The sequence below is a fragment of the Streptomyces sp. NPDC000410 genome, from assembly GCF_040300305.1.
In the GTDB taxonomy this organism is placed as follows: Bacteria; Actinomycetota; Actinomycetes; order Streptomycetales; family Streptomycetaceae; genus Streptomyces.
In genome coordinates this window covers 106506-129163 of sequence record NZ_JBEPDM010000016.1, presented here as the reverse complement: position 1 = coordinate 129163, position 22658 = coordinate 106506, and the positions used below count along the sequence as shown (strand labels likewise).

The following is a 22658-nucleotide window of genomic DNA, read 5'->3' as shown; positions in this document are numbered from 1 at the left end:
GATGAACTCCACCAGGCGGCCGTCAGCTCGGCGGCGCGGTCCTTGAAGCAGATCTCCCGCAGGCCCTCGGCGGTATGTGCCTACGTGACACGGAAACGGTCGGGATGAAGCCGTCGCCGTGGTTCAACGAGGTCACAGGTAGGGCCTGCGCCACGCTGACCGTTGTCTGCCTTCCACCGTTCCAGCCATGAGCGCCGGCCGCGCCTGGTCGGCCGCCCCCGCCACCCCCGCCACCCCCGCCAGGCATCACCGGGGCCGCTCGCTAAGCGGCGTCCCACACGCCGGTGGGGGCGATCTCGGCCACCCAGTCCGCGAAGTCGCGGGGCTTGCGGTGGAGGGCGCGCTCGACGCCGTCGGCCAGTGAGCTGTTGCGGCCGTCGAAGAACTCGGAGATGAGCGTGGCCAGCGGATCGGCGAAGTCGCGCGGGGCGCCGTCGTTGACGATGGCGTCGGCGAACTGGTCCCGTGTGATCGGCTCGTAGCGCAGAGCGCGGCCGGTCGCCCGGGCGATCTCGTCGACGCCTTCGGCGAAGGTCCACAGGCGGGGGCCCGTCAGCTCGTAGCGCTCGCCCACGTGGCCGTCCTCGGTGAGGGCCGCCACCGCGACGTCGGCGATGTCGTCGGCGTCGACGAACGGGTCGGCGTTGTCACCGGCGGGCAGGGCCAGTACGCCGTGGCGCAGCGGTTCGCGGAACACGCCCTCGTCGAAGTTCTGGTTGAACGAGGCCGGGGCGACGATGGTCCACTCGACCGGGAGGCTCGTCACGGCGTCCTCGCACCGGACGGCCTCGTCCTGGTTGCGGGCGGACAGCAGGACCAGGCGCTGGACGCCGGCGTCGACCGCCAGCCGGGCCAGGGCGGCGATGGCGTCGCCGGCGCCGGGCCACTCGACCTCGGGGTAGTACATCAGGTAGGCCGACCGGACGCCGACGACGGCGTCGGCCCAGGTCGAGGGGTCCTCCCAGTCGAACGGGGGCTTGCCTGCGCGGGAGCCGACCCGCACGTCAACGCCTCGCTCGATCAGCCGCTTCGTCACCCGGCGGCCGACCCGGCCGGTACCACCGAGAACCAACGTCGTGTGCTCGTTTGTTGTCATACCTGCAGTCTGAACGGCACCAATCTGGACGGTCCATGGCCGAGATGCCAGGATCCATAATCGATCGTCTACTCTCGGTCGGGTGGACGCACTCGCAGGGCTACTCGAGGGGCCGCGGGCCAGCGGCGCTTTCCTCCTCCGTATCGTGCTGGACCCTCCGTGGTCGATCCGGGTCCAGGACGGATCACCTCTGTGCCTCGCCGTCATGCTCAGCGGCGAAGCGCGCGTCGAGCCGGACCACGGCGAGCCCGTGCTGCTGCGCCCGGGGGACGTCGCCATCGTCCGTGGGCCGGACCCCTACGTGATGAGCGACGAGGCGGCGACACCGCCGCAGGTCATCGTGCACCCCGGCCAGCGGTGCGTCACGCCCGAGGGCGTCGATCTGCGCGAGCGGATGGCGCTGGGGGTGCGTACGTGGGGAAGCAACCCCGACGGGTCGGTGCAGATGCTGCTCGGCGTGTACGAGGAGGTCGGCGCCGTCGGCCAGCGCCTGCTCGACGTGCTGCCGCCGCTGCTGGTCGTGTCCGACGACACATGGGACTCGACCCTCATCCCGGTGCTGACCAAAGAGGCCACCAAACAGGGGCCCGCTCAGGGTGTCATGCTCGACCGCCTGCTCGACCTGCTGCTCATCTCGGTGCTGCGGGCGTGGTTCGACCGGCCCGGGACCGAGGCCCCGGCCTGGTACCGGGCCCACACCCACCCGGTGGCCGGCGAGGCACTGCGCCTGTTCCACGAGGACCCGGCGAACGACTGGACGCTGGAGCGGGTCGCGGCCGAGGTCGGCGTGTCACGGGCAACGCTGGCCGAGTGCTTCCGCAGCGCCGTCGGTACGCCGCCGATGACCTATCTGACCGAGTGGCGCCTGGCCCTGGCCGCCGACCTGCTGCGCCAGTCCGACGCCACGCTGAACGTCGTCGCCCGGCAGGTCGGCTACGGCAGCGGGTTCGCCCTCAGCTCGGCGTTCAAGCGGGTGTACGGCATCAGCCCGCAGGAGCATCGCAGCAACGCGCCGGCGCAGTGAGCGCGAGGGCCGCCGACCCGACGACCGACCCAGCCCCACGCGGCGGCCAGGCGGGCGGACCATACCGATCCGGTGTGTGCGTCGGCGGACGGATACCCCAGGGCGTGAGCGAGCAGGACCTCGGAGCTCCGTCCCCTCCTCGACTGCCCCCAGCCCGTCGCCGCCCGCGCGCACGCCCTCGCCCACCAGCCCGAGCAGGCACGCCAGGCCGTCGAGGCAGCCAACGCCTTCATGGAGCGACTCGACACCAGCGCACGGGCCGCCACACGGCTCACCCACGACGAGCAGAAACACCCACATCCGCCTCTCCCACGCCTTCACCGCCCCCGGCGGCACCGAGGAGGCGTGCCGGTGGCACGGGGTTGAACCGGCGGACGCCGGGCTGGATGACGTCGTCGTCGCCGTGCTTGTGGCGTCGATGGTCGTCCTCGTCCAGCGAGGGCTCGGTGGCTACTCGGGCCAGGCGGAGTTCTTGATGATCTCGACGAAGTCGCCGCGGACGAACCCGGGCACGTAGTGGGCGAGTACGTCGGCCTTGACGTTGCCGAACGTCGTCTCGGGGCGGTCCTCGATGCCCTCGGCGAACGCGGCCAGGATCCGGTTCTTGAAGTCCGGGCGGGGGTGGGCCTCCGCCACGGCTGTGCGCTGTTCGTCGGAGACCGTGTGGTAGCCGATGCCCAGCACGTCCAGCTCCACTCCCCTGGTGACCAGGGCGATCTCGGGCGCCATGTGCAACGGGATCTCCGGCGTGGTGTGCAGGGCGATCGCCGTCCAGACCCGGTCGGCCTCCTCGCCGGTGATGCCGTGGGCATGCAGGAACCGCCGTGCCTCGTCCGCACCATCGATCTCGAAACGCTGGTCGGTGCGGCGGAACCGCTCGGTCAGCCCCAGGTCGTGGAACATCGCCCCGACGTACAGCAGCTCCGGATCGAACCGAAGCCCCTGTTCGCGCCCGCGCAGCGCGCCCCAGAGGAACACGCGCCGGGAGTGGTCGAACAGCAGCGATGAGGCCGCCTCACGGACCAGTTCGGTCGCCTCCCGCGCCAGAGCACTGTCCGGGATCCGCACTCCCGCAATCGTCTCGCTCACGATGTCTCTCCATTTCCTCGTCTCAACGGGCCGAGTCCCAGGGTCGCCGGGCACGTACCATGGCGGCCATGTCCTTCCTGCCAGAGAAACCACAGATTCAGACATGACGCATCGCGTGGGCTTCGTGGTGTTCGACGGCGTGACCATGCTGGATGTCAGCGGCCCCGCGGAGGTCCTGCACCAGGCGGGCCGGTTCGACCACCACTACGACCTGATCCTGATTTCTCCGTGTGGCGGGGAGGTCACGACCTCGACCGGAATGCCTCTGAGCAGCACGGTGACGGCAGCCGCAGCCGGCCGGATCGACACCGTGCTCGTGGCCGGGGGTGATCGCCTGACCGAGCAGCCGGTGGATGCGGAGCTGTTGGCGACGACCCGCACCGTGGCCTCGCGGGCGACGCGGGTCGCCTCGGTGTGCACAGGCGCTTTCGTCCTTGCCCAACTCGGTCTGCTCGACGGGCGCCGGGCGACCACTCACTGGCGGCACGCCGACACCCTCGCCCGCCGTCACCCCCAGGTACGCGTCGAGGAGGACGCGATCCATGTCCGGGACGGGCGGTTCATCACCTCCGCGGGCATCAGCGCGGGCATCGACCTGACACTGGCCCTCGTCGAGGACGACCACGGGCCCGATGCCGCCCGCCGCATCGCACGCGAACTGGTCGTGTTCCTTCAGCGTCCGGGTGGCCAGTCACAATTCACCACGGCCACCACTCCGCCCCCGCGCAACGACCTGCTGCGTCCCCTGATCAATTCCGTGTTGGCCGACCCGGCCGCCGATCACGATCTGCCGTCCATGGCCCGCGCCGCGGCCGTCAGTCCCCGGCACCTGACCCGGTTGTTCCACACCGAGCTGGGCACCACCCCCGCCCGCTGGGTCGAGCGGGTCCGTCTCGACCGCGCCCAACAGCTCCTCCTCGACGGGCACAGCGTCACCTCGGCGGCGCGGCACAGCGGACTCGGCAGCGACGAAACCCTCCGCCGCGTCTTCGTCCGCCACCTCGGCATCAACCCCACCGCCTTTCGCCAGCGCTTCGGCACCACCGGCACGATCCGGACCGTGGTCCCCACCGCCAAGGGCACGATGGACAGCCCAGGGTCTGAATAGAGGCTCTCCGCCAGTTCTCGTGGACGGGCGCGATGGCCTCGCGGTCCTGGCCCTCACTCAAACCGGGAGAAGCACATGATCAGGCGAGGGGCGCCCGTCCGGGTCGCCCTGCCAGCGGGCAAGTGGAGAATCCGTGCGTTCCATTCGGCCGGGGTCGGCGTGGTCCAGCTCGTAGCACAAGGTGAGCCCTGCGCCGCGATGCCAGCGGCCGACGAGACAACCCTCCCCTGAGGGGTGTCCCGTAATTGCTGGTCGTCACTGGGGTGCGTCGCGACGCAGGTCCCGGATGTACCAGTCGAACCGTGTGGCGTCGTTGCTGTGCGCCTGCTCGCCGGGGGTGAACCCTGCCCGCCGGGCCACTGCAGCGGATGCGGGATTCGCCGGATCGACCTGGATCACCGCTTCTTCCCCGCCCTCAGTGGCCGCGTACTGGGACGCCAGGAGGACCGCGCGGGTAGCCAGGCCACGCCCCCTCCAAGACGGATAGAGGCCATAGGCGACATTGACCCGGCCGGGAGCCAAGCCCTCTCCTGCGAACCGCAGGTCGATCGTCCCCGCGAGCGCCTCGTCGGCGCCCACCCGGATGCCGAAAGCGCGGAGCGGACCGGCGGTGTTCCACTGTTCCCAGCAGTGCCGGAAGTACGCTGCGACACCCGCGCGCGTGCCCGGACCACCGTTGAGCCAACGCACCAGCAGCTCATCCTCCCCCGTGAGATGCGCCTCCACATCGTCCAGGCGCAGCGGCGACAGAGTGATGATCCCGTCGGACAGCTTCACTTCATGCATCCGCCGATTCTTGACGCCGAAGCCGCGTTGCACCATCGGATTCCGCGGGACGTCGAGGACGCCGTTGACCTAAGCGGCGAGGGCGGCGGGTTCGCCGAGCTGTGCGGCGGCCGTGCGCCAGGCGGCCGTCACCGCGGTGTGTGCCCGCTCGGTCCAGGCTGCGCCATCTGTTGTCAGTTCGAGTGGTTCCCCCACGTGCACATGCAGTTCCGGGCGGCGCAGCGGCGCCGTGACCAGGCCAGCGAGTTGCTTGGGCACGCTTCCCGAGGTGACCCGACGGGCGCCGGCCTGGCCCAGGGGCACCACCGCGGCCCCGGTTCGCTGGACAAGCCGGGACAACCCGCTGCGGAAAGGCTCGGGCGCTGCTTCCGCGGCGTCTGTCCGGTGCGGGAGACCGCCCTCGGCGTAGATCAGAATCAGGCGTCCCCGCTCCAGCGCCTCGGCTGCTTCGTCCAGGGCGTTCGCTGCGCGTCGGTCGCCGCGGTGGACGGGGATGTGCCCTTCGCGTGCGAGCGCGCGGCCGAGCACCGGGACGCGCCACAGCCCGGCGGCCGCCATGACGACCGGACGGGTCCCAAGGCGGTGCAGCGCGGCGAGCACGATGGCGGGGTCGGCGAGCGAGGTGTGGTTCGCGGCGATGATGCTGCCGGGGGCGAGTTCGGCGCCCGCGTCGGCGGTGATCGTGAGGCGTCCGACAGCGGGCACCAGGACGTCGGCGAGGCGGCTGAGCATGTTAGGTCTCCCGAGCTCGACTATGTTGATCTTCATCGTCGGCTGTGGGAGCGCTCAGGGCCTGAGTAGCCGCACTCATGCACCATGAGGCGTTGTTCGATCGAGTAGGGGATCGATACCTACGCCGCTGCCCTGTCGCAGCAGGGTGGTGAAGTTGAGGGCAGCCTGATCCGGGAGGTGCCGGGGAGGGTGGGAGCACCCCTGACAGACCTGGGACGTTCCATGGCGGCCGGCTCGGCCCGTCGTCATCGGTCCAGCAATTCTTCCGGAACTACCACATACTCGAGGCCGGCCAACGCTCGCTTGGCGTTCAGCAATGCAGCATGGGTTCCGCGGGGTCGTTGGCCTGCTGCAGCTGACTCGCGGTGAGGCGCCGCAACTACCGGACTGGTTCGGCGACGCCAGGAACGCCTGGCGTCGGAACCGAGCTCGGGAAAGCGATCGAATCCGACCCCGCGCCCGTGCCGGGAATCCCCCCTTACTCAGCCCGCGGCTCACAGTGCTTGCAGCAGTCCGTCGGTGTGCCGCAGCACGTAACCGGCCACGGCCTTGCCCAGCTTCACTCCCGCCTCGTCCGCCGAGCGGGTGTGGACGCCGGAGAAGACCCGTGCGTCGACGTTCTCCGTGGTGATCCGGTGCCAGTCGGTGTATGTACGGGTCACGCCCGGCGCGGTGTAGCTGGTCAGCTCGTACGGCGCCGTGCGCGGCCCCACGAGGCTGTTGAGGACGCTCTCCGCCGCTCTCGCGTACGTGGTGTGGCCGCTCGGGTGGTCCGGGGAGGCGGGGGTGATGTTCAGCGGCGTCCACTTGGCGTCCGGGGCGATGTCGCCGGTGCGAATGGCCGTGACGGGACGCCAGCGCTGGTAGGTGTACTTGCCGTCGGAGATCGCGATCTGCGCGTCGACGAGCGTGACATGGAACAGCGCCACGAGCTCGGCCCGCTCCGCCGCCGAGCGGGGTCCCCGGTCCACGGCGACCCGCAGCGGCTCGGTGTACAGCGTCAGCAAGGAGCCGGACCAGAACTGCGCGGTCTCCGTTTGGCGGGCGGTGCGCACGGTGCTGTCGGCGGCGCCGTACGCCCGTACCTCCGCGAGATCCGCCTTGTAGCGACCGGAGTCCAGCGCGGGCGGCGGCCCGGGCCGGAACTGGCCGGCGGAGTTCAGGACGAAAGGCCGCGCCAGACGGCTTCCGGCCCCTGCGGCCGGGCTGTACGACGGCGGCGTCGGCTGCCACACACCGGGCGCGGCGGCCCGCACGGTGAAGGGGGCGTCCACCGACGCGGGGTCGAGGCCGTCGCCCTTCCGGGAGGCCAGCGCGAGCCGGGCCTGCCGCTCACCCGCGGCCGCTCCCTGGTCCTCGGCCGGGCCGTCCGGGATCCGCTCCAGGGTCTTCCGCAACGCCGCGTCCAACTGCTCGGTGCGCGCCGGGGAGAGCGAGACAAGGGCGCGGTGCACCGCGGAGGCCAGCGCGGCTTCCTGGTAGTCGGCGCGGTCCACGCCACGCGGGACCGCCCGGGTGGCGCGTGCCGCCGCCAGCCAGCTGATCGCCCAGGTGCGGTTGTTGGTGATCTGCGTCGGGGCGCCGGCGGCCGCGACGGTCTCGGCGGTGGTGTCGTACCACTCGAGCGCCACGGAGGCAGGCCCCTGCTCGGCCGTGTCGGCGGCCGACGGGGCCGTGACGCCGGTGGTCAGCAGTGCGGCGGCCCCGAGGGCCACCACGGCGTGGCGGACGGTCAGCGATCCCGGGGACATCACGGACACTCCTTCAGCGTACGCCTCTGCCCGTGTCTGCTCGCGTCAGGACCGTTCGTTCGCCTGCACTCCACGTTCGCGGAAGCCGGGCGAAGCCCGACGGGAGCAGTGAGGCATCCACCTGAAGCGGCTTGGCGTGACGCGGCGTGTCCCGGGTCGCGTCCGCGTGGCGATCCGTCGATGCGCCCACCTGGAACCGCTGCACCTCGCGGGCGCTGACACTCGCGCGGCCCGGTGGGCTGCCTGTGCCTCCGCAGTACCAGCGCATGCCCAGCCGCGTCCGGTCAGGACCACGCCGACGCCAATGCGGTGCCCGACCCGGTTGTGAGGCGGACGGGTTCAGCCGGCCAGATCCTTGCGGCGGGCGTACCGGAGCCCGGCCAGGTCGCCGTGGTAGAGCTCGCCGTCGTCGTTGTCGGCCACCGTGCCGCGGGCGGGCCCGCCGCCGCCCACGCCGCGGAAGAACGCCCGCAGCCAGTAGTACGGCTGGAGCGGCAGCCAGCACAGCCCCGACAGCCACCGGTACACCGTCCGCCAGAACCCGGGCCGCCCGCCGTCGGCGGCACGGATCACCCGGATCCCCGTGACCAGTTTGCCGATGCTGGCCCGGAACAGATAGGTCAGCAGCACCTGGTTGACGAACGACAGGCCGAGCAGGAAGGCGAGCGCGGTCAGCGGGCGGCCTTCCTCACCGCGCATGACCAGGTAGGGCACGCAGACCACGGTGCACAGGTCGACCGTGACGGCGAGGAGGCGTCGCCCCTCCCCGGCGGGCCGCGGAACCCGTGCCCGCGCCTGCCCGTGCGCGGTGATCGGATGTCCGTACGGCGGGGGCTGCGTTCCGTACGGGGCCTGCTGCGGATACGCCCCCGCAGGCGCCTGCTGGGCGTACGGCCCTCCGTACCCTCCCTGGCCGTACGGCGCCTGTGGCTGCGGCGCGTATGGCTGAGGCGCCTGAGGTGCCTGAGGCGGATACTGCTGCGGCGGCCGGCTGTAGGACGGGTACGACTGGTTCCCCCGTGACGTGTTCATGCTTGGATGATGCCGCATCGGCCGCCTCAGCTGCGCCGATGCCGGCTCCACCCTGGCTCGACGAGGATTTCTGTAGCGGACTTGGGCCGTCATGGATCATTATGCAGCGCATGAGTGATCAACCCGCACGATGGACCCAGGCAACTGTCTACCCCGACATGTGGGCCGACCCGGACGACGACCCCCGCGGCAAGGACGGTGCCAGTCCGGACGGCGAGCTCGCGACACTGCAGGACTTCCTGACGGGCTACCGCATGACCCTGCGGATGAAGTGCGAGGGCCTGGACGCGGAGCAGCTGGCCCGTCGGTCGGTTCCACCGTCGACGATGTCGCTGCTGGGCCTGGTCCGGCACCTCGCCGAGGTGGAACGGGACTGGCGTAATTGGATCAGCGACGGTGACCCCCTGCCGAAGCTGTACGACCGGCGTGACGCGGACTTCGAGGAAGCCGTCGCCGATCAGGCCATGGTCGACGCCGCGTACTCCGATCTGGAGCGTGAGCAGGCGGCGACCGACGCCGCGCTGGCCGAACACCCGGATCTGGGCGAGCGCGTGGGGAAGGACAACACCTCGATCCGGGAGCTGATGGTGCACAGGATCGAGGAGTACGCCCGTCACTGCGGGCACGCCGACCTGCTGCGCGAGTGCGTCGACGGAAGGGTGGGCCAGTGACGGGGCCGGACTCCACACCCGCCCCCGTCGACCGAGTGGTGCGGGCAGTGGACCGGCCGACGGCCTGCTGAGGGGGCCAACGGGAGTCTGGTGCCCGCCCCTTCTTGACCTTGACGTGGCGGCAGGGTTTCTCATGGGACTCACGCGGATCGGAGCGATCTGGAGAGGACACCGAGATGGCCACCACCCTTGAGAAGAACCTGGCCCTGCTGCGCACGGCGTACGAGACGCTGGAGAGCGGCGATCTCGACGCGGGCGTCGAGATGCTGGCGGAGGACTTCATCGCCAACCTCCCGGGGGCGCCCGACCCGTTGCACGGTCGGGAGATCTGGAGGCTGGGGGCTCAGTCCATGCTGGACGGGTTCCCCGACCTGCAGATCGACGTCGAGGACATGTTCGGCGTCGACGACAAGGTGGCGGTGCGGGTCCACTTGCACGGAACGCACCGGGGAGCCTTCCAAGGGGTCGCGGCGACGGGCCGGCCGGTCAGTTTCCGGAGCATCGAGATCTACCGGATCGAGGGCGACAGGATCGCCGAGGAGTGGGTCGCTCCGGACATGATCAGCCTCATGCGGCAGATCTCACCCACACCAGCCGACCGCTGACCCCGACTCCCGAAGGCCGGCGGCCGCGGGAAGACCACCCTGGGGTCTTTGGACGCGTCCGTTGCGGCGGAACATGAGCCAGGCCTGGGACGGTGGGCAGACGTGGACGGCGCCGTCGTGGGTGACGTCCCAGACCTGCGGGCAGGGCCCAGGCCTGCGAGGTCTGGCGCCGTGGCGATTCGGGGTGGCGACACTGCCCTGGGCGGTCGTGGCTCATCCGACCACGCGCATCGCGGCCTGAAGAGCGGCGCCGGGCCGCTGGAGCAGGTCGGTGCTGTCCGCCCACTGGTCCACGCTGCCCACCAGCGGCAAAGATCGAAGATCCGGGTCCGTGACGGTTCGCACGAGCGCCTGGGTGAAGCGTTCGGCGCGCAGGACCAGGAAGGGGCGTGAGTGGTAGGGCCGGCACTTCGGGTCCACTGGCTTGATCAGCCCGGACGCGTTCTGCAGCGACGCGACGGCCTCGTAGGCGTCGCACAGGTGAGATTCCCGGCTCGCGTAGTCCGTCGCCGCCATCGCGCCGCGTAGCACCGGGGTGAGCGTCCTGGCCACCGGCAGCCGGCCGAAGGCACTGCCGAGCCACTTGCCGTAGGGGACGTAGCGGCGTTCCAGCAGCAGGCACAGGCGCATCAGGTCCCGCACCAGCCGGGCGGCGACGACGGCCGAACCGATGTCGTCCCCGACCTCCGCGCAACGGCCCACGAACGCCTCCTCCTGCGATACGCGCTGCCACTGGCATGCCAGCAGGTACCGCCACACCTGCTCCGGATACCACTCCAGTCGGCGCCGGACATCGGTGAGGGCGCCGAGCTCATCGCGGAACACCGCGCCACCGGTGGTCTCGGCGAGTCTCTGCTGCGGCACGGCCAGCCATTGACGGGCAGTCCACCGCGTAGCGTCCGCGGACGGTCCGAGTCGCTCGGTCAGCCATCCGGCCATGTCATGTACGTCCACTCGGTGGTTGACCGGTCCCTCGGTCAACTGCATGCGGCCGACGGGATCGAGCGGATCGCCACTTTCCTGGAAGTGGGTGGGCCAGCCCCGCACCTGCTTCGGCAGCGACTCGGCCAGGATGCGACGGATCTCCGCGGCATGCCGGGTGCGGTCCTCGGCTGTCAGGAAGATCTCCAGCCGCGGCCCCACTCGTGATCCGCCGATCGCGGGGTGTCGAAGCCCAGCACTTCGGAGCCGCTGCCGACCCGGGCAGCCGCGTACGGCAGCCCGGGAAAGGCATCCCGAAGGATCGGCCGCACAGCCTCCTCGTAGAAGACCTTGGACAGCTCGATGCCCGGCATGAAGTCGGCGGGAGGGATCGTCATGGCCCAACTGTGGCGGACCTTCCCGTCCCGAGGCCATCGGTTTACCTCGTGGAGGAGAACGGCGAGCGTATGCCGTTCGCCCGGGGCCGAGCGGTGGTGGGGAGGGCCTCGCGCATCACACCATCTCTCCGGTCGCCCGGTTCTTGATGGGCGCCGTCGACGCGATGCGGTCGTTGCTCAGCCAGTGGAACAGAATCGGCCCGAGGGCCACCACGACCGCGCCTGCGATGACGAACGGCCAGGAGAGACCGAACTCGCGGGCCAGCAGGCCGCCTGCGATCGCGCCGACGGCCGAGGCCCCGGTCGACAGCGTACGGAATATGGCGGTGACTCGGCCCAGCATGTGGTCGGGGATGAGCCGCGCCCGCAGGCTGACGGCAATGACCGATTGCGTCATGACGACGAACCCGTCCAATGCCATCAGGGCGCTGAGGGCCGCGACGTGATGGACCAGGCCGAGCGCGGCGGTCGCGAGGCCGGAGACGACGCTTGTCCACAGCAACGTCGTGCCGGGCGGCGTGAGACGGCCGACGCGATCACCGTACACACCGCCGAGGAAGGCTCCCACCGCACCGCCGGCGAGTACGAGGCCGAACGTCGAAGCGTTCGCGTCGAGGCGCTCGATCACCGTGAGGGAAAGGAGACTGTAGGTGGCGGAGCTGGCCAGGTTTCCGACACCGAACAGCACGCACAGGCTGACGAGCAGGGGGGATCCGCTGAAGCCCCGGATACCTTCCTTGATGTCGTCGACGAGCCGTGCCGTCGACGGGTCGTGGGCTTGCTTGCGGCGGGCGAGGGGAAGCAGGGCCAGAAGCAGTACGGCGACGCCGTAGCCTGCCGCGCCGAGGGCGAACGGAGCAGCGACCGCGAGCGCGAACAGGCCGCCTCCCAGGGGCGGGCCGACGAAGCTGTTGGCCACGGTGTAGGTGGCCTGCAGCCTGCCGTTGGCGCGTTCGAGCTGATGGTCGGCGACGATGCTGGGCACGAGCGCCGAGGAGGTGTTGTCGTACAGGGTCTCCGCCAGGCCGAACAGGAAGGCCAGGCCGTAGAGCATGGCGATGTGGACGTGCCCGGTGGACAGGGCCAGCGCCAGGAGGGCGACGGCGACGGCGCGGAAGAGACTGGCTATGCGTAGCAGCAGGACGCGGTCGACGCGGTCGGCCAGCGTCCCCAGCGGTATCGACAGGAGCAGCCAGGGCAGGTACTGGAAGGCGGTGATGGCAGTGATGGCCACCGGATCACGTGTGACCGTCAGAGCGACCAGCGGTGTGGCGGACAGCAGCATGCCGTTGGCGAGGTTCGACGTCGCGGTCGCCAGCCACAAGCGTCGGAACGTGCGCCAACGGGCGTGGTCGTGCGTCGGGTCCGGCATTGCATCTCCCCCGGGACGGGCTTGCACAGTCGTACGTGACGCTACTGGCGCCACCGCAGAGCCGCGGCGTCACGGTGCAGGGCTTCGGACAACGACGGAGCAGCGTTCGCACTGCTCCCCTGTGCGACCAGTCACCGCATCATGCCCGGTGCCGGGTGGCCGGCCATCGGTTCGTCTTGCCCATCGCGGGCAGAACTCCACGTGGGGCTGTTCCCAGTTGATCCAGTGGGCTGTGTCGGTGAGCGCGTTTCCGCTCGGGCTACGGCTCGGGGGAGACCGTGATCAGGAAGCGGGTACTCGTCTTGTCGTTCACCGAGGCCGGCCTTGGCGACGGTACCTGCGGTTGTCGTGGCAGCGTGGATAGGATCGCCGGCATGGCGCTGCGACCTGTTCTGGTGAACATAAAGGCTCTTGATGACTCGGTGGTCGGCCGGTTCTGGGCGGAGGCGCTCGGCTGGAGTGTTTCCAGTGCGGAATCCGGCGAGACCAACCTCGGACGTGTCGGCTTCGATTGGCGGGACCCGGTCGGCGTACGCGTCGACGTCGTCGCCGTCCCGGAACCCAAGACGGCGACGAAGAACCGTGTGCATCTCGATCTCGCCACCACCTCTGTGGCCCATCAGGCGGAGCTGGTCGCGCGTCTGAAGGCTCTCGGTGCGACGCCCGCCCACGTGGGCCAGGGCGACGTGCCGTGGACGGTCCTCGCCGACCCGGAGGGCAACGAGTTCTGTGTGCTGGAGCCCCGGGAGATCTACCGGGACACCGGGCCGATCGCCGCGGTGGTGGTCGACTGCGAGGATCCGCGGGCCATGGCCCGGTTCTGGGGTGAGGCGATCGACTGGACCCTGCACGAGGTGACCGACGATCACGCGGTGATGCGCTCCGCCAAGGGTGTCGGCCCGTACCTCGAGTTCCTCCGCACGCCCGGCGGGAAGACCGTGCCGGACCGCGTCCATCTCGACCTGCTGCGCTACCCCGATGACGATCAGGAGGCGGAGGCGACCCGGCTGCGGGCCCTTGGCGCCACCGACCTCGACCTCGGCCAGGGCGACGTCCCGTGGAAGTGCCTGGCAGACCCGGAGGGCCACGAGTTCTGCATCCTCGCCCGCCGGTCCTGACGCGGAGCCTGGACGGCACCCCGGCACATGAGCCTTGTGTACTCCTGCGCCATGACCCCGGGTGGGCCGGGCTGCGGCGTCCCGATCGGTTCGGGCGGCGAGAGTGTGCGCGTAAGGGGGCGAGATCAGCTCGCTCGCCGCCCACGACACTCAACTCACCGACTGAGGCTCTCAGTCACACTGACGGCTGCGACGAGTATGTGTTGCGCGGCAACTGCGGAAGCGTGCACGGGTGGCCCTGTCTCCGCCGTCGGCGCGGCCAACCCTACTGGTGACAGCACTAGTCAGGGGGGCGGACGCGCTCTGGCGACCTACGAGGTCCGCCGGAACGGCACCAGCGTCGGGACGTTGAGGGTCGCGATGGCGTCGGGCCTCTTCGGGGGAGCCACGGACATCGGCTGTCCCTGACGTGCCGCCGACCGCCCGCCGTCGGCCGAGGACGACCGCGGGCTTCCTGGGTGTGGATCTACGATCAGTTCATGCCTCGCGACATCACACACTTGCATCACGTCGGCCACGTCGTCAGTGACATGGCACAGGCCATAGCGCTCTACCGACGGTTAGGATTTCACGTTCCGCCGCCCAGTGTGCCGGCGCTGGCACCCCGCGAGGGCGCCGCGCCGGAGCCCTTCGGGGCAGCGAACACCCATGCCGACCTCTCCCGGAACTTCGTCGAGTTGGTGACGCCGGTGAAGCCCGGGCACACGGCGGGCCTCCCACCCGACACCCGGATCGTTCCGCTCCAGGCGCCGCCGGAGAAGCTGCCCGTGCTCCTGTCGCGGATCGAGGCGACCAGCGCCCAACTCGGCGGATGGCGCGATCGGTTCGAAGGGCTGCACATCCTGATGTTCTCCTCGCCGGACGTGGACGGCACGGCGGACCGGCTCACCGCTGCCGGCGTAGGCCACGGCGGGGTGAACACTGTCGGGCGGCCCGTCGAGACTCCCGAGGGCGTACGCACGGAACCCGTCCGCTACCTGGAGATCAACGGAGCGCCGGAAGGCCGGGTCGGCGTCGTCGCCGACGTGGACCCGGAATTCCAGCACACCCGTCACCTCGACCACCCCAACGGCGCCCAGGACCTCGTGGAGGCGGTGCTGTGCGTGCCTGACGGACAACTCCCCCTGTTTCGCGAGCGGTACGAGCGGTATCTGGGCCGACCGGTCTCCGCCGAGGGGCCAGTCACCCTCATGACCAGGGCCGAACTCGCGGATCTGCTGCCGGGTGAGGCTCCGCCCGTGCTCCCGGCGCTCGTCGCCTGCACCGTCACCGTCCCCGACATCGCCCGGGTGCGTGCGCTGCTCGCGGAGAACGGGCTGCCCGCGCGCGAAACCGGCCGAGGGGAGCCCTTCGTTCCGGCCGAAGCGGCCCTCGGTGCGGCTCTGATCTTCCGGGAGGCGTGAGAGGGGCCCCACATCGGCGCCCGGTGCGGCAGCCGGCTCGTTCGCTGTCGCACCAGGAGGCCGAAGCAAGATTCGATCCAGAACGTCTCGTCTTGCTCGGCCTCGGACGAGAGGGATCGCATCATGGAACGCCTTGTGGACGTGGCGGACATCGCGTCATCCGCTACGACCACCGTGACACCGGCCGCTCCACCTGGTGTGCACTCACCGAACCGGCGGAGGACGCCGTCGCCGTGCTGGACGGCCTCGGCGTCCAACGGGCCCACGTCGTCGGCATGCCGCTGGGAGGGATGCTCGTCCAACTCCTCATCGCAGATCATCCGGACCGGCTGCTCAGCGCCACCCTGTTCGGCACCGGCGCACTCAGCACCACCCCGTACACGCTCCCCGACGGAACGCGGATCCCACCCCGCACCGACGTGCCCACCCTCGTCATCTCCGCGCCGACCGAACCCGTCACCCCCCCGCCCAGTACTCGCCGCCCCGTGTCAACGCGCTGCGGACCCGTGGCCTTCGCCCCCGGCGGCCGACGGAAGTCGCCAGGCCCAGCCCTGCGGCTGTTCTTCCTCCGCCGCATCCTCCGGACTTTCGCCGAGCAGCGCGGCGGTGGCGGCGGAGACGGGGGAAACGAGCATGCCGGCGACCGCGTCGATGAGGTTGGCCGTCAGGAGTGCCGCACGGCGCCCGCCCTCCGCCCCGTCGGCGTCCGTACGGTCCGCTTCCGCACCGCCGACGCCCGTCCCGTCGGCGTCCGTCGCCCGGGAGTCCTCGTACTCGGCGAGGGTGCGGATGACCAGCGTCATGGCCATCCCCAGCCGGGCCCGCAGGACGAACGGCGGGAGCCGGTCGAGCTGCTGGGCGATACGGGCCAAGGTGGACTCCATGCTCTCCATCAGTCGCTGATCGGTCAGCGGCAGTGTGCGGACCCACTTGGTCAGCGAGACCTGCACCATGAAGCGCAGGTAACAGGAGCCGGGTTCGACCGCCTTCTCGGCCAGTGGCTGGACCAGCGCCGTGACCAGGCGGTGCAGATCCCGGCCGGAGTCATCCGCGTCCAGGGCGGCCAGTAGTTCCAGCCTGCGCCGGTTCACGCATTCGGTGTGGCGTTCGAAGATCGCTCGTACCAACTGGTCCTTGCTGCCGAAGTGGTACTGCGCGGCGGTCTTGTTGCGCTGGCCGGCCGCCGCACCGATCTCACGCAGCGAGACAGCGTCGATGCCTCGTTCGGCGAACATCCGCTGTGCGGTACTCAGCAGGGCTTCTCGCGTGTCGTGTGCTCTGGACATGAGCCAACCGTACGGCTATACCGGTTTAAGGCGACCGCCTTAAAGTGTGGTTCGGTGTTGGCGCCCACCCCCGTGCCCGCCTCCTGTGATGGCGCATTCCGCCCGGACCGGCCTCCCCGAACGACCGACCTCCCCGAACGAAGGAACGTGTCGACGTGTCCCTCAGCGCCCCGCCCCCACCCCGCCGCCGCATTCCCCGCACGCGGCCCCGACTGCGCGCCGCCCTGGCCGCCTTGGCCCTCGCGGTTTCCGCCGCGGCATGTGACCGTGCCCCGGCCGACACCGGGGCCCACGCAACACCGCAGGCCGTCGACGGCGGCGGTCTCGAAACCCACCCCTACATGGCCGCCCCCGGCCGCAACTCCATGCACGCCGACAGCTACGCGAGCGACACAGCGCCGTTCCCCGCGCCGCGGAACAAGCACCCGAAGGTCACCTGGGCGAGCAAGGCACTCCCGGACGCCCCGGGTGAACCCGCACAGTGCGCGGGCATGGTCTTCCTCAAGGACGGGACACCGGTGGCGCACTGCGGCGCGGCGTCCAGCAGGCCGGCGCTGCGCGTCATCGACCCGGACACCCTGAAGGACCTCGCCCTGTACCCCCTGCCGGTACGCCCCTCCACCATCGTGGCCCGCACCAGCGGCGATCCCTCGGTGATGTTCGGCGACACCTCGGGGGCGTACTTCTACCTCGACCACCGCGATCGCGTGGTGATCGCGGACGCCGCGCAGCACCTCCAGCGGATCGCCGTGGAGGAGGACGCCGCGGGACGGTGGCGCTTCCGGCAGGTCGACGACTGGGATCTGAGCCGTCACCTGCCGAACGACTGCGCGACCGCGAAGAACCCCTCCCCTAAAGGCGAGTGCGACCCCGTCACCGCCGCGCAACCGGACTGGCAGGGCCTCATCTGGTGGGTCACCAGAGGCGGGAGGGTCGGGACGGTGAACCCCGATACCGGCGCCGTGAAGTCGATCCGCCTCGGCGGAGAGGGGATTCAGAACTCCTTCGCCGCCGGACCGGACGGCGTCTCGATCGCCGGCGACCGACGGCTGTACCAGATGCGGGCGAACCGGCAGGGTGTTCCGCAGATCGTGTGGAGCCAGGGCTACGACCGCGGCGAGCGCCGCAAACCAGGCCAGATCGACCAGGGAACCGGCACCACCCCCACCCTGATCGGTGACGACTACGTCGCGATCACGGACAACGCCGAGCCGCGGATGCACGTCAACGTCTATCGCCGGGCCGCTGACCCGGGCGGTGAGCGGCTCGTGTGCTCGGTGCCGGTCTTCGGGGACGGCCGCAGCGCCACCGAGAACTCCATCGTCGCCTGGGGCGATGGGATGGCCGTGGAGAACAACTACGGCTACGAGTCGCCGAGGAGCGTGCGGGGCGGCAGGTCGGTGGACGGCGGAGTGACCCGCGTCGACATCGACAAGAACGGTGCGGGCTGCCATGTGCGGTGGAAGAGCGACGAGCGCTCGCCGACCGTCGTGATGAAACTGTCCCGCGCCAATGGCCTGCTCTACCTCTACACCAAGCAGCCCAGCGCGGACGGCACCGACACCTGGCACCTGACCGGGGTGGACTGGAAGACCGGCAGGACGCGCTACCGCGTTGCGACAGGTACCGGGGACGCCTTCAACAACAACTGGTCGCCCATCTCGCTCGCGCCCGACGGAACGGCCTACGTCTCCACCTTCGGCGGCTTGCTCAGCGTCCGGGACCGAGGGGATACGGCCCGGTAGGGCCTGCGCCGACCGCGGCGGCGCGCGCTCAGCCGTCCGAAGCGCCGAGGAGCAGCGCGCGTTCCGATCGGAGCCAGGATCGCTCGGCAGCCATCTCGGCCACATCGCCGCGGGCGAGGAACGTCGCCCATGGCTCCTGGCCTCGTCGCCCCAGCCGTTCGATGCGGGCGGCCTCGCGGGACTGGACGGCGTCCAGCGCGTCGAGAACCGCTGCCGGGCGTGCCCCGTAGGCGGCGCAGAGGGCGGCGAGGCGGCTCCGCAGGGTGTGCTGCCCGGCGATCGCCGCTCTCCGCTGCTGTTCGACGGGGCGCAGCGGCACGGCGTACCAGGCGAGCTGGGCGAGGTCGTCGAGCGCATGGCCGGGCGCCGCGAAGTCCCAGTCGATGAAACCGGCCAACTGGTCGCCGTTCCAGATGGAGTTCCACGGGCCGAGGTCGCCGTGCCGAATGACCATGCCGGGCCTCCACTCGTCCTCCTGGCCCTGCCATCGCGCGTCGGCCGGTGGCCGGAAGTCCCGGACAGCGTCGTGGTAGTCGCGCAGCCAGGACCCCAGTTCGCCGATTCCGGCGGTCGACCGCAGTGCCGGCGGCCAAGGGGAGAACGCGGGTTCGCCGTGCAGCAGCGACAGCACCTCATCGGTGCCGTCGGTGCCGAGGACCCGCGGAGCCCGCGTGAAGCCCACTGATTCCAGGTGGGTCAACAAAGCGTGCACCGCGGGCGTCCACTCGCCGACCGGCCTGCGGATCGTCTCGCCGATCCGCCGCACCGTGGTCACGCTTCCCTTGTCCGTCGCACCGTCCTCGATCACCGGGTCAGCCTAAGGGGTGTCGGTGACTCTCGGTAGCCGTCGGTTCGGGGATTCCTGAGGTTCTCCGGCCCATGGATCAGCGTTCTGTGATCGATGCGTCTCGCAGGGTCGCCGCCTTGGGGCCGGTGGGCCGAACTGCGCACACTGGAACCATGCGGGAAATATCCGGCGGCGGGACGGCGGAGCGTGAGGATCTGCTCGCTGCGGCCGTCGCCGAGGCCGTCGAAGGAACCGGCGCGTACGCCGGGAGCGTCTTTCTCCGCTCCCGCGACCGTCGGTCGATCGTGCTCGCCGCAACGTGCGGGGTGCCGCCCTCTCTGCTCGGTGGCTGGCATCTCGTTCCGGTGAGCAGTCCCCTCCCGGTCGCCGTCGCCTACAGTTCCGGGCGCACGGTCCATCTGGCCGACGCCGACGAGACGATGCGCCGGTATCCGCAGCTCGCGGTGGCGTTGCCGTACGCCTTCGGCTCCTGCTCCGTGCCGGTGGGCACAGGTGAGGAGACCTTCGGGGCGCTGGCGATCGTCTGGGCCGCGTCACCCGGCGGCGAGGGGCTGTCCAAGGCGCAGCGCCGCCGCGTGCGGGGCGTCGCCGGGCGGCTCGGTGACTCACTCGCCGACCTCCGCGCCCGCACGGGCGATCCCGTCGAGTGCGACGCGCAGACGACTCCCGTCGAGTCCCCGGCCCCCGCGCCGCCGGCCGTGCGGGCCGGCCTGTTCGACTGGGACCTCGTCACCGGCACCTTCACCGTGGACGACGAGTTCTGCGCGATCTTCGGTCTCGACCCCCGTGCTTTCGACGGACGGGCCGAAACGCTTGTTTCCTGCCTGCACCCCGGCGACCGCGCCGCTCTTCGGGCGGCCGCCCGCGCGGCAGCCGCCGAGGGCCGGATCGACGCGCGGCGTGTGCGCGTACGGGATCTCGGGGACGGCCACGGGGGATACCGCACGGTCGAGGTGTGGGGCCGCGTACCGGAGGGCGACGGCGCGCGGGAACGCACCCACCTGGTCGGCACGGTCGTCGACGCACAGGCCGGCAGCGCGGCCGTCGCCGCGGTCGAACGGCTGCGGGACGGGGTGTTCTCCGTCGCCCCTGACGGGCGGGTCACCTACGCCAACCACAGCGCCCTGCAACTACTGGGCGTGCGCGGCGACGAGTTGCTGGGCCGGTTCCTCGCGGACGTGCTGCCGTGGCTGTCCGATCCCGAGGTCGAGCACCGGCACCGGTCCGCGATGATCGCGCAGACGCCGCTCTCCTTCCTGGCCTGCCGACCGCCCGATCAGTGGCTCGCGTTCTCCCTCCATCCGAAAGCGGACGGAGTGACCGGCCGGGTCGTGCCCCTGGGTCATCCACCCTCGGCCCCGACACCGTCCGCCTCCTCGCCCGGGACGGCGACCGCTGCCACACCCGCGCGCCTGGGTGTCATGTACCACGTCCTGCAGCTGGGGAGCGCGCTGACCGAGGCGGTCACCGCCCGCGAGGTCTGTGAAGTCGTCTCCGACCAGCTCCTCCCGGCCTTCGGAGGCCAGCAGCTGGCGATCTACGTGGTCCGCGACGGAACGATGCGTCTTCTCTTCCACACCGGCCACCACGAAGACTTCCTCGACTGGCTGGAGGGCGCACCGCTGCACGCGCGCCTGCCCGGTACGGAGACCCTGACCTCCGGCGCCCCGTTCTTCATCGAGTCGCAGCAGGACCTCTCCCAGGGCTACCCGGGAATCCCCACGGGCGAGGTGAGCTCCTGGGCGTATCTGCCGCTGATCGCCTCCAGCCACCCTGTCGGCACGTGCGTCCTCGGCTTCGACGAGATCCACCGGTTCACGGAGAAGGACCGCGGCGTCCTCACCGCACTCGCCGGGCTGATCGCCCAGGCGCTGGAACGGGCGCGGCTCTACGACTCGGAGTTCGCCCTCGCGCGCGGGCTCCAGCAGGCGCTCCTGCCGCACCGGCTGCCGGTGGTCCCGGGGATCCGCACCGTCGCGCGCTATCTGGCCGGCACCAGCGGAATGGACATCGGAGGTGACTGGTACGACGTCTTCCCCACCGGTAGCGGGGTCTCTCTCGTCATCGGAGACGTGGAGGGGCACAGCATCGCCGCCGCGGCCACCATGGCGCAGTTGCGCAGCGCCGTACGGGCCTTCGCCGCGGTGGGCCATACGCCCGGTGATGTGATGGCGGGCACCAACCGAACCCTCATCGACCTCGACCCCGGGCTGCTGGCCAGCTGCTGCTACATCCACCTCGAACCCCACGGCCACCACGCCTGGGCCGTGACCGCCGGCCACCCCCCGCCCCTGCTCCGCCGTCCCGACATGACGACCAATGCCCTGGAGCTGGATGTCGGCCCAGTCCTCGGTGTGGATCGCGCGAGCGCCTATCCCGCGACCCGGATCGACCTCCCGCCGGGGTCCCTCCTCGCCCTCTACACCGACGGACTGGTCGAGGAACGCGGCGCCGACATCAACGTGGGGATCGACCGCCTGCGCGCATCCCTGGCCCACGCCCCCGCGGACTCACTGGACGAACTCGCCGAGCGGCTTCTGCACAACGCCCGGGGCTCCTCGTACCGGGCCGACGACATCGCCCTGCTGCTCATCGAGTACGGCTCCGGTGACGATGACGATGACGAGGTTCCGGCTCCCCCGGAGCGCCCGGAGCCTACGCCTCGTACCAGGGCCGGAGCCGCAGGTACCTCTCCTTCATGACGGGTCCGAGATGCGCCTCGATCCCGTACCCGGGTTCCTTCTTGTAGGGGAGGTCGCAGAGGAACGACGTCACGATGACCTCGATCGCCCCGGGCACGCAACGCCGCGTCTCCTCCTCGAGGAAGGCGAGGACCCGGCGCCAGTCGGGACCGTCCGGATCCCCCTCCCCCAGATACGAACGCACGGTGTCCTGCACGACGTCCCAGAAGAACACGTGCGAGAGCACCCCGTCCTCGTTGAAGACGTGGCATTCGTACGTGTCCTCGAACCCCGGCACCTGAGCGACCAGGTCCTGCACGAGCCGCACTCCGGCAGCGGTCTTCTCGTCGTCGTCCCTACCCATCGTGCCTCCGGCGCACCATCTCGGTGATCCAGACGGGCGCGAACGGGGATGTACAGCCCGGCGAGGTCGGGTAGTCCTTGAGCACCTCCAGGCGCTCACCGATGTCGATGGCACGGGTGCGGTACTCGGCGTGCTCGATCCCGATCTGGGCCAGGCAGTGGTTCATCGCCCACTGCAGGCGATCCGGGGCGTCCTTCATCTCCGCCTCGATGACGTCGAGCAGCCCTGCGAGGTCAAGGCCCTCGGGCTTCTTCGCCACGCGCTCGGTGGTCAGCGCCCAGCCGGCACTCGCGACCACCGGATCCGGATCGGCGGACCAGGCCAGGCGCAGCTCTTCGGAGTGCGGGTTCTTCTTCACCACGTAGTTGACGAGCCAGTCGTGCACCTTGGGGGTGCGCGCCTCGCGCACCATGGCGTCCAACTCGTCACGCTCGAAGGCCTTCGGGCGGCAGATCAGGAGCGCCAGCAGTCTCGCCGCGGTGTCGTCCGTCTCCCAGAGCCGGACCGCGAGTTCCTGCTGCGTCTTGAGCCGTTTCGCGACCGCGCGCAGCTTGCCGAGGTTCACACCGTGATCGTCACCGTGCTTCTCGTTCACCGCGCGTGTCTTCGGGTCCTCGAGCCCGGCCAGCTCGGCCATCACCTCGGCCAACGCCGTCTCGGCCACCTCA

At 70.6% G+C, this 22658-nt stretch carries 19 protein-coding genes and 2 pseudogenes; 9 read left to right on the top strand and 12 right to left on the bottom strand.

Going from position 1 to position 22658, the window contains the following annotated elements:
- Positions 1-262: 262 nt before the first annotated feature.
- Positions 263-1096: a Rossmann-fold NAD(P)-binding domain-containing protein gene (locus tag ABT342_RS18810; protein ID WP_351574577.1), complete on the bottom strand. Its 834-nt coding sequence runs from the start codon at positions 1094-1096 to the stop codon at positions 263-265.
- 82 nt (positions 1097-1178) lie between these two features.
- Between ABT342_RS18810 and ABT342_RS18805 the strand changes: the two genes are divergently transcribed.
- Complete coding sequence (locus ABT342_RS18805) at positions 1179-2120, top strand: AraC family transcriptional regulator (RefSeq protein ID WP_351574574.1); 942 nt, start codon at positions 1179-1181, stop codon at positions 2118-2120.
- A 450-nt stretch (positions 2121-2570) separates the two neighbouring features.
- Here the strand turns inward: ABT342_RS18805 and ABT342_RS18800 are convergent, their stop codons facing one another.
- A complete protein-coding gene (locus ABT342_RS18800; protein ID WP_351574571.1) occupies positions 2571-3209 on the bottom strand; it encodes an HD domain-containing protein in 639 nt (212 codons plus the stop codon).
- Positions 3210-3312: 103 nt separating this feature from the next.
- Here ABT342_RS18800 and ABT342_RS18795 point away from each other — a divergent pair, with 103 nt between their 5' ends.
- Positions 3313-4317, top strand: a complete 1005-nt coding sequence (locus tag ABT342_RS18795; protein ID WP_351574568.1) for a GlxA family transcriptional regulator — start codon at positions 3313-3315, stop codon at positions 4315-4317.
- A 255-nt stretch (positions 4318-4572) separates the two neighbouring features.
- Here the strand turns inward: ABT342_RS18795 and ABT342_RS18790 are convergent, their stop codons facing one another.
- The 4 genes from ABT342_RS18790 to ABT342_RS18775 form a co-directional block, all read right to left on the bottom strand.
- Positions 4573-5103, bottom strand: a complete 531-nt coding sequence (locus ABT342_RS18790; protein WP_351574566.1) for a GNAT family N-acetyltransferase — start codon at positions 5101-5103, stop codon at positions 4573-4575.
- Between the two features lie 69 nt (positions 5104-5172).
- Positions 5173-5835 (bottom strand): lysophospholipid acyltransferase family protein, encoded by a 663-nt coding sequence (locus ABT342_RS18785; RefSeq protein ID WP_351574564.1) that lies wholly within the window; start codon positions 5833-5835, stop codon positions 5173-5175.
- 494 nt (positions 5836-6329) lie between these two features.
- Positions 6330-7586 carry a vanadium-dependent haloperoxidase gene (locus ABT342_RS18780; RefSeq protein ID WP_351574562.1) on the bottom strand — a complete coding sequence of 419 codons (1257 nt, stop codon included), beginning with the start codon at positions 7584-7586 and terminating at the stop codon, positions 6330-6332.
- A 339-nt stretch (positions 7587-7925) separates the two neighbouring features.
- On the bottom strand, positions 7926-8618 hold the full coding sequence (locus tag ABT342_RS18775; protein WP_351574560.1) for an RDD family protein: 693 nt from the start codon (positions 8616-8618) through the stop codon (positions 7926-7928).
- A gap of 101 nt (positions 8619-8719) precedes the next feature.
- On the opposite strand from ABT342_RS18775, the gene ABT342_RS18770 reads away from it, so the two are divergent.
- Together ABT342_RS18770 and ABT342_RS18765 are read left to right on the top strand one after the other, a co-directional pair.
- Positions 8720-9289, top strand: coding sequence for a DinB family protein (locus ABT342_RS18770; RefSeq protein ID WP_351574558.1), 570 nt, complete (start codon positions 8720-8722; stop codon positions 9287-9289).
- 176 nt (positions 9290-9465) lie between these two features.
- Positions 9466-9894, top strand: a complete 429-nt coding sequence (locus ABT342_RS18765) for an ester cyclase (RefSeq protein ID WP_351574556.1) — start codon at positions 9466-9468, stop codon at positions 9892-9894.
- 213 nt (positions 9895-10107) lie between these two features.
- Here ABT342_RS18765 and ABT342_RS18760 read toward each other — a convergent pair.
- Positions 10108-11213, bottom strand: a pseudogene (locus tag ABT342_RS18760) (DUF4037 domain-containing protein).
- A 115-nt stretch (positions 11214-11328) separates the two neighbouring features.
- Positions 11329-12585, bottom strand: coding sequence for an MFS transporter (locus tag ABT342_RS18755; RefSeq protein WP_351574554.1), 1257 nt, complete (start codon positions 12583-12585; stop codon positions 11329-11331).
- A gap of 374 nt (positions 12586-12959) precedes the next feature.
- Between ABT342_RS18755 and ABT342_RS18750 the strand changes: the two genes are divergently transcribed.
- From ABT342_RS18750 to ABT342_RS18740, 3 genes and pseudogenes are all read left to right on the top strand, one after another.
- Positions 12960-13703: a VOC family protein gene (locus ABT342_RS18750; protein ID WP_351574551.1), complete on the top strand. Its 744-nt coding sequence runs from the start codon at positions 12960-12962 to the stop codon at positions 13701-13703.
- Between the two features lie 479 nt (positions 13704-14182).
- Positions 14183-15106 carry a VOC family protein gene (locus ABT342_RS18745; RefSeq protein WP_351574548.1) on the top strand — a complete coding sequence of 308 codons (924 nt, stop codon included), beginning with the start codon at positions 14183-14185 and terminating at the stop codon, positions 15104-15106.
- Positions 15107-15150: 44 nt separating this feature from the next.
- Positions 15151-15516: pseudogene (locus ABT342_RS18740) on the top strand (alpha/beta fold hydrolase); the annotation flags it as partial.
- Between the two features lie 78 nt (positions 15517-15594).
- On the opposite strand, the gene ABT342_RS18735 reads toward ABT342_RS18740, so the two are convergent.
- Entirely contained in the window at positions 15595-16392 is a 798-nt protein-coding gene (locus tag ABT342_RS18735; protein ID WP_351574545.1) for a TetR/AcrR family transcriptional regulator, read from the bottom strand.
- 155 nt (positions 16393-16547) lie between these two features.
- On the opposite strand from ABT342_RS18735, the gene ABT342_RS18730 reads away from it, so the two are divergent.
- Entirely contained in the window at positions 16548-18137 is a 1590-nt protein-coding gene (locus tag ABT342_RS18730) for a hypothetical protein (RefSeq protein WP_351574542.1), read from the top strand.
- 28 nt (positions 18138-18165) lie between these two features.
- Here the strand turns inward: ABT342_RS18730 and ABT342_RS18725 are convergent, their stop codons facing one another.
- Entirely contained in the window at positions 18166-18945 is a 780-nt protein-coding gene (locus ABT342_RS18725) for a phosphotransferase (RefSeq protein WP_351574539.1), read from the bottom strand.
- A gap of 152 nt (positions 18946-19097) precedes the next feature.
- Between ABT342_RS18725 and ABT342_RS18720 the strand changes: the two genes are divergently transcribed.
- Positions 19098-21647, top strand: a complete 2550-nt coding sequence (locus ABT342_RS18720; RefSeq protein ID WP_351574536.1) for a SpoIIE family protein phosphatase — start codon at positions 19098-19100, stop codon at positions 21645-21647.
- Here ABT342_RS18720 and ABT342_RS18715 read toward each other — a convergent pair.
- A complete protein-coding gene (locus ABT342_RS18715) occupies positions 21601-21990 on the bottom strand; it encodes a hypothetical protein (protein ID WP_351574533.1) in 390 nt (129 codons plus the stop codon). The two genes, ABT342_RS18720 and ABT342_RS18715, sit on opposite strands and share 47 nt — an antisense overlap.
- The gene (locus ABT342_RS18710) at positions 21983-22627 is read right to left on the bottom strand and encodes a DNA alkylation repair protein (protein ID WP_351574622.1); all 645 of its coding nucleotides are present in this window, start codon (positions 22625-22627) and stop codon (positions 21983-21985) included. The genes ABT342_RS18715 and ABT342_RS18710 overlap by 8 nt, the downstream gene beginning before the upstream one ends.
- Positions 22628-22658 lie beyond the last annotated feature (31 nt).

Coding starts and splice junctions, on each gene's coding strand:
- ABT342_RS18790 (WP_351574566.1), bottom strand. CDS start 5,103: ATGCATGAAGTGAAGCTGTCCGACGGGATCATCACTCTGTCGCCGCTG.
- ABT342_RS18785 (WP_351574564.1), bottom strand. CDS start 5,835: ATGCTCAGCCGCCTCGCCGACGTCCTGGTGCCCGCTGTCGGACGCCTC.
- ABT342_RS18770 (WP_351574558.1), top strand. CDS start 8,720: ATGCAGCGCATGAGTGATCAACCCGCACGATGGACCCAGGCAACTGTC.
- ABT342_RS18710 (WP_351574622.1), bottom strand. CDS start 22,627: ATGGCCGAGCTGGCCGGGCTCGAGGACCCGAAGACACGCGCGGTGAAC.
- ABT342_RS18720 (WP_351574536.1), top strand. CDS start 19,098: ATGCGGGAAATATCCGGCGGCGGGACGGCGGAGCGTGAGGATCTGCTC.
- ABT342_RS18765 (WP_351574556.1), top strand. CDS start 9,466: ATGGCCACCACCCTTGAGAAGAACCTGGCCCTGCTGCGCACGGCGTAC.
- ABT342_RS18780 (WP_351574562.1), bottom strand. CDS start 7,586: ATGTCCCCGGGATCGCTGACCGTCCGCCACGCCGTGGTGGCCCTCGGG.
- ABT342_RS18775 (WP_351574560.1), bottom strand. CDS start 8,618: ATGAACACGTCACGGGGGAACCAGTCGTACCCGTCCTACAGCCGGCCG.
- ABT342_RS18755 (WP_351574554.1), bottom strand. CDS start 12,585: ATGCCGGACCCGACGCACGACCACGCCCGTTGGCGCACGTTCCGACGC.
- ABT342_RS18750 (WP_351574551.1), top strand. CDS start 12,960: ATGGCGCTGCGACCTGTTCTGGTGAACATAAAGGCTCTTGATGACTCG.
- ABT342_RS18810 (WP_351574577.1), bottom strand. CDS start 1,096: ATGACAACAAACGAGCACACGACGTTGGTTCTCGGTGGTACCGGCCGG.
- ABT342_RS18735 (WP_351574545.1), bottom strand. CDS start 16,392: ATGTCCAGAGCACACGACACGCGAGAAGCCCTGCTGAGTACCGCACAG.
- ABT342_RS18745 (WP_351574548.1), top strand. CDS start 14,183: ATGCCTCGCGACATCACACACTTGCATCACGTCGGCCACGTCGTCAGT.
- ABT342_RS18715 (WP_351574533.1), bottom strand. CDS start 21,990: ATGGGTAGGGACGACGACGAGAAGACCGCTGCCGGAGTGCGGCTCGTG.
- ABT342_RS18795 (WP_351574568.1), top strand. CDS start 3,313: ATGACGCATCGCGTGGGCTTCGTGGTGTTCGACGGCGTGACCATGCTG.